The sequence below is a fragment of the Bacteroides sp. GD17 genome (assembly GCF_038448625.1).
Classification (GTDB): domain Bacteria; phylum Bacteroidota; class Bacteroidia; order Bacteroidales; family Bacteroidaceae; genus Bacteroides.
The window spans coordinates 1-8,819 of record NZ_JBCEZS010000030.1; the positions used below are offsets into that span (position 1 = coordinate 1).

The 8,819-nt window shown below is 39.3% G+C and carries 5 protein-coding genes; 1 reads left to right on the top strand and 4 read right to left on the bottom strand.

The genetic code is table 11. The features are described from left to right. Positions 1-510: 510 nt before the first annotated feature. The 4 genes from AAE250_RS23075 to AAE250_RS23090 all read right to left on the bottom strand — a co-directional run bounded on the left by AAE250_RS23075 (position 511) and on the right by AAE250_RS23090 (position 8,083). Positions 511-1,368, bottom strand: coding sequence for a hypothetical protein (locus tag AAE250_RS23075; RefSeq protein WP_342289455.1), 858 nt, complete (start codon positions 1,366-1,368; stop codon positions 511-513). 63 nt (positions 1,369-1,431) lie between these two features. Further along, positions 1,432-3,027: a RagB/SusD family nutrient uptake outer membrane protein gene (locus AAE250_RS23080; protein WP_294595769.1), complete on the bottom strand. Its 1,596-nt coding sequence runs from the start codon at positions 3,025-3,027 to the stop codon at positions 1,432-1,434. Between the two features lie 27 nt (positions 3,028-3,054). After that, a complete protein-coding gene (locus AAE250_RS23085; protein WP_294595772.1) occupies positions 3,055-6,015 on the bottom strand; it encodes a SusC/RagA family TonB-linked outer membrane protein in 2,961 nt (986 codons plus the stop codon). 883 nt (positions 6,016-6,898) lie between these two features. Further along, positions 6,899-8,083, bottom strand: a complete 1,185-nt coding sequence (locus AAE250_RS23090; RefSeq protein WP_294595774.1) for a site-specific integrase — start codon at positions 8,081-8,083, stop codon at positions 6,899-6,901. Positions 8,084-8,537: 454 nt separating this feature from the next. On the opposite strand from AAE250_RS23090, the gene AAE250_RS23095 reads away from it, so the two are divergent. Further along, positions 8,538-8,819 (top strand): carboxypeptidase-like regulatory domain-containing protein (locus AAE250_RS23095; RefSeq protein ID WP_342289456.1); only part of this gene is annotated, 282 nt, incomplete at its 3' end.

Below are 8,819 nucleotides of genomic sequence, written 5' to 3' on the forward strand. Positions count from 1 at the left end.
ATGAATATTTTCATATTCGGCTTAATATCAACCTCTTGTGTTTTCATACCAATGTACGAAATAATCAAAGTCTTCGCAGAACTGCAATTAAGATAAACATCAGATAATCAAATATTTATATATGTTCCAGAACTTGGTTGTAGTTATGCATATACTCGATATACAGCATATAGAAAGAGTATAGAACTATTATGTGTTATTGTTTTTCTATCAGTAAAACATCTTAATATGCTAATAATTAGCACATTACTGGTTTGTTTTATTGTACTATACAACTTCGTTATATACTATTTGATTATGAGAAAGAGAATTTGTTGAGAATAGAGAAATGAATCTATACGTTTTTATTTTAAGCTCCAAGAGTATAATGGCAAGTACTGGAAAGAGGATTTTTTGTTAATAATTATGTCAACTTCTATTTACTGGGAGCATTCGCTTTCCTATCTAAAAAATAAGGGGAGGTATCTCATTACAAGATCCTCCCCTTTACTTTATTCCCTTAAATAGTTATCACCATGGATAACCTTCATTCCAAATAAAGGCTGCTGTTTCATACCAGCCTAAGCTGACACTATTTCCACCTTCATCGTAACCAATTACAGCATTGACTATATAAAGGTTACCATCATTTTCGAAGGAACAGCCATTATCGCCCTCTGTGTAAACAAAATAATAGTTACCATCATCGTTGCTTGATTCGCCCATTGCTTGAACAACAACAGGGAAGCCTACAGCGGCTCCATTGGCTTTATTTACAGTAAATTGAATGTGACTACCTTCCTTCAAGGTTACCCCGGTCGCTTCAGCTGCTTTTTCAGAATAGTAGTAGGGGCTCAACATACGATACAAGCCGTTGCTACCTTCGGCCTCTTCTATTTCTACTTTCACGCCATCACCTACAAGACCTTCGTCACCAATAGTACCAGACCAACCAGAATAGAATTGTGCAGTACCTGCCGGTATCCAATTGTAGGCTTTACTCAGCTTGATAGTTGCGGTAGAAGTACCTGCCACCGAGGTAGCATCTTCAGCGATAGAGAGGGTTGCTGAATAGGCTACTCCTACTTGAATATCCCCCACAGCAATAGTATAGAAAGCAGTGTTGCTTCCATCTGCAAATGTAACTTCAGAAGGGCCGCTCAGCACAGTATGGCTGAACTTTGCAGTTACAGAAACTGTAGATGATCCCGACTTTGTATTACGAGTCATTGGTACTTTGATTTCAGTCAGCGTTTCGTTGCCTGCAATAGAACGAGTCTGCTCCTTCTGATCAAAAGTATATTTCACTCCATTCTCTGCGGGAGCTTCGTCCCAATAGCCATCGGTACTACAGCCGACAAAAGTTGTCATGATGGCTAGTAGCGCCATTGATATGATTGATTTATAAAGCTTCATATATAAATACTTTTACGATTAGTTTACCTTGGTTAATTAGTTATCTGCTACCGGAGACGGGATAGACGTTACCGGATTGTTGTCAGCCGAAGAAATGAGTGAATTACCTTGTTCTTCGCTTTCAGGAATACGGTAGATCAATGTATTATCACCGGGCTGAACATTGAATACATAAGCAGCCGGGAATCCTGCTCCACGACGATCTATACCCTTGTTCAGACGCAGGATATCAAAATAAGAAAGACCTTCACCCCAAAGTTCAATACGACGTTGTTCCCAAACGGCATCTTGTACAGCGGTTGCACTGGATGCAGTGCACTTGTAAGCCGGATCGCGGTAGTCGTTTACAAACTTCTGCAGAGTTGCAGCACCGGTTGCCGGATTTCCACCCATAGCTTGTGCTTCTGCCAGAATAAGGTACATCTCTTCAACACGCATCAAAGGAATATCGCTGGCATTGGTACTCTGAGCCAGCACATCTTTGTAAGGACCATATTTCATCTGTGAGTATGCCGGGCAACCGTACTTCGCAGCCTGAGCTACCTGTGCTTCATTCAGGTTATCCGAATGTTTATTGGCATCAAGCCACCAACCCTTGCGGACATCTGTTTCGGGTATTTCGTTGAATAACTTCTTGTTAATCATACGCCATGCGCCTACAGAGGCATAACCATAGTTCAATGAGCCCATGTGCGAAGCGAAATTCACAATACCTGAGGTTACTACACGGTCCGTTTCAGCAATAACAATAGCCCACATCCAAGAGTGATCGCTACTTTCTGTAAATCCGGGTTTGCTGACTTCATCGCGGCTATAAGGAGCCCCGCTACCTTCAATTGCCTTTTGAGCATCGGCAGCTGCCGCACTCCAATTCTGCATAGTCAGGTTGACGCGGGCACGCAGACCATGAGCTACTTCCTTGCTGATGTATCGTTTGTCATTGCCACGGGTTTTGGTGGTAGTTTCCAGCAGAGTAATAGCCTTATTCAAGTCAGCCATAATTTGGTCATAAACCTCTTGCACTGTAGCACGGGCACAGCCATTGGCAGCTGCTTCATTAGCATTTTCGTTTGTAATCAGAGGTACACAAAGCGCCGATTCATGACCTTTATAAGTGTGTTGATACATCTGAGCCAACACAAAATAATCGAATGCCCGAATAGATAACGCTTGTGCTAGATAATACTGCAACTCATTTTCGTTCGTGTCCGGATCGATAGTTCCTACTACAGAGTTAGCCGTATAAATCTGATTGTATATCGTACGCCACAAGATGTTTGTCGGACGATAAGTAAAATAAAGGTCTTCAAAAGTCATGGAGCGGGTAAACCAGTTATAACCGTTGTCCAATCCCACCATATCGGTACCACGACTATCCAGGTTTAACATAATAGAACCATAGCCGAAGTCATCATGCCCGAAAGAGGTAGGAATTGCATTTCCATAAACGCTGAACATTGCCGTGATACCCGTAACGCTTGCCGAAACCATTTCAGGGTCAGAAGCCACAACCTGCTCTTTCTGATCACCCGTTACGATGGCTCCCAGGGGCTCAGTATCCAGATCATTACAACCTATAAGCGATACGCTTAGAAGTGTCGATGCTAATAATTTAAACTTTATATTTTTCATTGTTATTCAACTTTAAATAGTGATAGTTTAGAACGTTAATTTTACACCTGCCGAAATACTGCGTAAAGCACCATAAGTAGCAGTAGTAGAAGATACATAGCCCTGACGCGGATCCAAGCCCTTACGTGCGGCGAACAATGCTACATTGTCGGCAGCACCATAAATGCGCAGTGTTTCTACTCCAATGTTACGGAGCAATCGTTTGGGTAAGGTATATCCTAAAGTAATATTATTGATAGACAAATAATTGGAAGATACGATCCAACGGTCGGAGCTGGAGCTTGCATCGTATTCTTCGGTTGAACACAGACGAGGAACATCAGTATTCGGATGTTCGGGTGTCCATGCTTTGGCTATGTCTTTGTGCCAGTTGTGACCACCGTTAGAGCTGTTGCCACCATGCATAAGATCTTGATAGGTATAGTCCCAGATCTTACCACCCAATTGGTAGGCAAGCTGAATGGAGAAGTCGAAACCATAGAAATCCAAGCTTGTACCAAAACCACCGTAAACAGTGGGGAGCAAGTCGCCACTCGCCTCTTTGCTGTTAGAAGCAACTGCGTAGTTAGAAGTAGTATAAGCTTTGCCGTCATCATCCTTTGCCCAGTAGAGAGCTTGGCCGGTAGTAGGATCAACACCCGCATACTTCACGAGATAAAGTTGATACATTGATTCACCCTCGCGATAGATACGTGATCCACTGATCAGTTCACCTTCCAGGTCGGGATGCAGTTCATTGATCTTATTCTTCAAGAAGGTGGCATTGCCAAAGATACTCCATTTCAAATCATTGGTATTGATAGCATTGTAAGTCAAATCGAGTTCAACACCCGAGTTGGTCATAGAACCGATATTCATCGGGATGGAACTGTAACCGTTGGAGTTAGCTACCGGCTTGTTGTAAAGCATATCACTGGTTTTGCGGCTGAAATATTCTACCGAACCTTCCAATTTGTTTCTAAAGAGTGCGAATTCTGTACCAACATTGAAAGCATTACTCTTTTCCCAAGTAATATCCGGATTACCTTTGTAATAAAGCGTACCGTCAGAGAATATACCATCGGCACCAGTCATTGAGAATTGGTCGATATACGGATAGTAGTTTGCGTAACCGTTTCTCAGCAGAGCATCGTTACCTTGCTGACCGAAAGAAGCCTTCAACTTCAGCATCTCTATCCATGCTACATCGTCCATAAAGCTCTCTTTGCTGATAACCCATGCAGCACTGGCCGACCAGAAATTACCCCAACGCTTGTCGGGATGGAAACGTGAAGAAGCATCACGACGATAAGAAGCACTGGCAAAGTATTTTTCGTTGTAGTCATAGTTGATACGACCGATAATACCTCTTGTGGAATATTCATCACGAGCACCACCACCACGTTTATTATCAATAGAGTTGTTTACCGTAAAGTCATAATCCTTATAGAGGTTCTGACCGGTTGCATAGCTATACTCATAGCGGTAGTCATAGCTTTCATAACCCACTAACGCATCAAAGTTATTCAGACCGAAACTTTTTCTGTAAGTAGCCAGATACTGCTGGTTGAAAGCAGATGTACGCATATGTTCCTGTTGTACGGAACCACCGTAGCTTGCAGATTGTCCGTAATACTTGTTACCCAAATAGTTGTAGCGTGTGTTGTCAATGTAAACACCCAATGATCCGGTTAATTTCAGCCCTTCAATCGGACTCAGTTCTACAAACCACTTACCATTAAGAATATCCATCAGATACTCTTCCTTATTATAAAGCAAGTCTCCTTTCGGGTTTGACATAGACATCCAGTTACGGGTAGCATTTGTACTACTGCCATCACCATAATCATAAATAGGCTTACCCGAATTCCTGTCACGAGCCAGCGAACCGTCAGCATTGCGTACGAACATCGGGATTACCGGAGCAATTTCATTAGCAAGATAGAATGCGTTTCCTGAAGAATTGGTTGCAGTCTGTTCACCCGGATATTTACTTTTTGAGTTGGTATATCCCATGTTAGTACCGAACTTCAACCATTTTTTTGCTTGATAATCCACAGTCATACGGGTAGAAATACGGTTGAAACCAGAACTCTCAATCACACCGTTATCTTCCAGATAACCGGCAGAAAAGTAGTAGTTCAAACGATCGGTACCACCTGATACGCTCAAATTATACTCTTGACGCAACTGGCTGGAGATAGTTCCTTTTGTCCAATCATCAGGTGTATAGTAGTATTGACCGTCACTGTAACCCAACTTGGCATTCGGATTGATTTTTCCATCCATTCCAATCAGTCCTTCACCTTGAGGCAAAGTATATATTTGATAACCGATAGCCGGGAAGAGCTGTGCATTGGCATAGGCGTGAGATGCTTCAGGAGTGCGTCCCAGCTTGTAATAAGCAGCATTGTACTGAGCTTTATAAAGAGTCTCCATATACACATCAGGGCTCTCTATCACATCATATTTGCCCACTTGGCGGGAATTGCTTCCCCAACGTGCATCTACAGAGATACGTGCTTCACCGGTTTTACCTTTCTTTGTTGTAACCAAGATAACGCCGTTGGCACCACGAGCACCGTAAAGAGCAGCCGCAGCAGCGTCTTTCAACACAGTCATCGTCTCAATATCTTGTGAGTTAATAGAAGAAATATCACCGTCAAACGGAATACCATCCACTACATATAGCGGTTCATTACTAGATGCCATAGAACCGATACCACGAATACGTACCGTAGCTGAAGTACCCGGTTGGCCGTTGCTGCTTGTGGTTTGCACACCGGCAACATTACCAGACAATGCATTCGTTATATTAGAAACTTGTCGTTTCTCCAACTTATCAGCCTTCACCACAGAAGCCGAACCCGTAAATGTCGATTTTTTAGCTGTACCATAAGCAACCACCATTACTTCATCAAGCACCTCTGAATCAGATTTTAGGACAACTTTTACGTTAGGGCTAATTGGCACTTCCTGTGTCTGCATACCAATAAACGAAATCCGCAAAGTCTTCGCAGAACTATAGATATTATATATGACTGATATATAACGTTTTATATTTTACAATGAACTTGGTATATAATAGATAATGTCACTTATAAGTATATGTAATGACGATTGAAATAATAGAATTCTACCTATTTTCTTCTTAAGATGCAAATAATGCTTTGATAAACAATAAATTACCTATTGCAATCTACTTTTATAATGCATTTTCAAAACTACTTGCTTTCAGCATAAACTATATATCTATATATAAATTACTCTTATACACTTTATGCTAATAAAATATATATTTACAACATAAAAGCGAGTAAGCAACTTTGTTATTTTTTAGTTGGTCAAAACTTCAGATTTGGATATAAGTAAGTATCTACAAAAAAGATCCAATATATATAAATGTAGGAGGTCAAGCAATTGGCGTTATAAAACGCCATATTTATAAAAAATGCTTTGAATCGTTTGTTTCATTCTTTGCTTCCAATCTCTAATCTATTGGTCTATAGGGTATATAGATACTTTGGTTAACATTTGCTATGTTAAAAAGGGGATAAAGTCATTTCATACATTAATTATATATGAATTCAGAAAATGTATCTTAGTTCGTTTTTTATATAAAGGATTTGAAATGCAGTCCTTTATTTATATCAATATACTAAAAATAAGCGGTGTTAACAATTAGAAATACTATTCTTATGTACGTCTTCTTAGGAATATAAGTACAAAAGTTCTATCTGATATTAAAAGAAAAAGTCGGGAGTATAAAGAGGAAACTTCTTTTTTTCAGTAACTATTCTCTATTCAAAGCTTGCGAACAGATATTCGCAGTGCTTGAATATGTATTCGCGCAGTGCGAATAAGCGTTCGCAAGGTGTGAATGAATATTCAACTACTTCTTTTTTGATTTAAATAAGAGCGAATGATGTTTCTCTAAATCATTCACAATGGTCATATCCATCACATTGGTATATACTTGGGTTGTTTTCACACTCTTGTGCCCCAACAACTTCTGTACGGTTGTAATATTCACCCCATTATAAATTAATAAGGTGGCATTGGTATGGCGTGCAGTGTGAAACGAGATTTTCTTTGATAATCCTGCCATCCGGGCAATGACAATTAAGTCCTTGTTTACATTCGAATTATCTCTTAGATGAAAGAACTCTTGCAGATTATCCTGATATTTCTCGAGTATCGCAATTCCTTTACCCTCAAAGAGAAGATATAAAGGAAGTCTGACCTCTGTATTTGTCTTCACAGACTTGTATATCAACCAGGTTTCTTGGCGAATCTCCACTATATTATTCGGCGATAAGTTTATAAAATCCGAATATCTCATTCCTGCATAACAACAAAACAAGAATGCATCCAGCGTTTTTTGGTATTTCACATATCTCCCCGTTAAGTTCAGTTTTTCCAATTTCTCCAACTCTTCCGGAACTAGATGCGTATGTTTGTTTTCTACAGTTTTGATTTTATATTTGCGGAAAGCATATTTCTGTATTTCCATATAATCCTTGTTGATAGCGACATTGATATGCCGCTTCAGGTGTTTCATGTGTTTGGCTATTGTGTTTGTGTGGTAACCTCTTGACTGCAAGAAGTATTCAAATGAAGATATAAACTCGAATGTCAAATCAGAAAAAGACACGTCTTTTTTGAACTCTTGTAGCAATGCAAGGGTGGAAAGATGATTGCGCTTAGTGCTTTCCTTTAGTGCTGAGTTGGCTACCTCTTGCCTGAAAAAAGGTATAAAGGAGGAGTTATTTTCGCTTGTACTCAAGACATCCTTGAGCAAATCTAAAGAAATACGCCTTCCTTGTTGCCATAGCTCCAACTCCTTTTTTTCTATTGCCGCCATATATCCATATATCACTCTGTTCAATGCATCTGCATTTGGGTGATTTCTGACGACAAGCTTCTTAGCATCCCATTGTTCCGGCTTCAGATAGACCTTGGTGGAGAAATATTTCTTTTTTCTATCCAAATAGGCTTCTACCTGCACTAATGCCATTCCCTTCTTGTTCAGGCTTTTTTTTCTGTTGTACACTAAATTGTAAATAATCTTACTCATTTCTCTCGATTTTAATTAATACTATAAACAAATAAGACGATATTATGTGCTCTATGCGTATTGAACAAGAATTAATATCTCTAAAAAGTGTCTTTTTATGTTTAGTTCTTGATTTGCATTTAGTATTTAAAAACTCTCAATTTGTCTCAAATAAAAGTTCGTTTTCGCTCATGAAGGCCTGTTTTTTAACCATTTTGTTTTAAAAGATATGTATTTCTTGGAAAACAAGGCTAAAAAAGGCAAATCAAAGTGACAGGAGGTTTCTCTTTATTTATGCATTTTTAAGTGCAAAAAAGCTGCTATTAAGCATAAAACGCTGATACCTATTAACAAAATGATAGATTTACAAGGTTTTTTCAATAAAATAATTGTTCGTTTCAGTTTTATTAATATATTTGCATTTTGTTAGAGTAAAGAAACAATTAATGTAAAGTTAAACTTTAAGAGAGAATTTATGAAAAGAAAATTAATGCTGTTATTGGCCTGTCTTTTTGTAGGAATAGGCCTAGTAACTGCCCAAACACAGAAAGTTACAGGTGTTGTAATTTCTGAGGAAGACGGGCAGCCAGTTATTGGAGCCTCTGTATTGGTAAAAGGTACACAAATTGGTGCTATTACTGGTGTAGATGGTGATTTTACATTACCGAACGTACCAAGTTCTGCGAAGACTTTGATTATTTCGTACATTGGTATGAAAACACAAGAGGTTGATATTAAGCCGAATATGAAAATATTC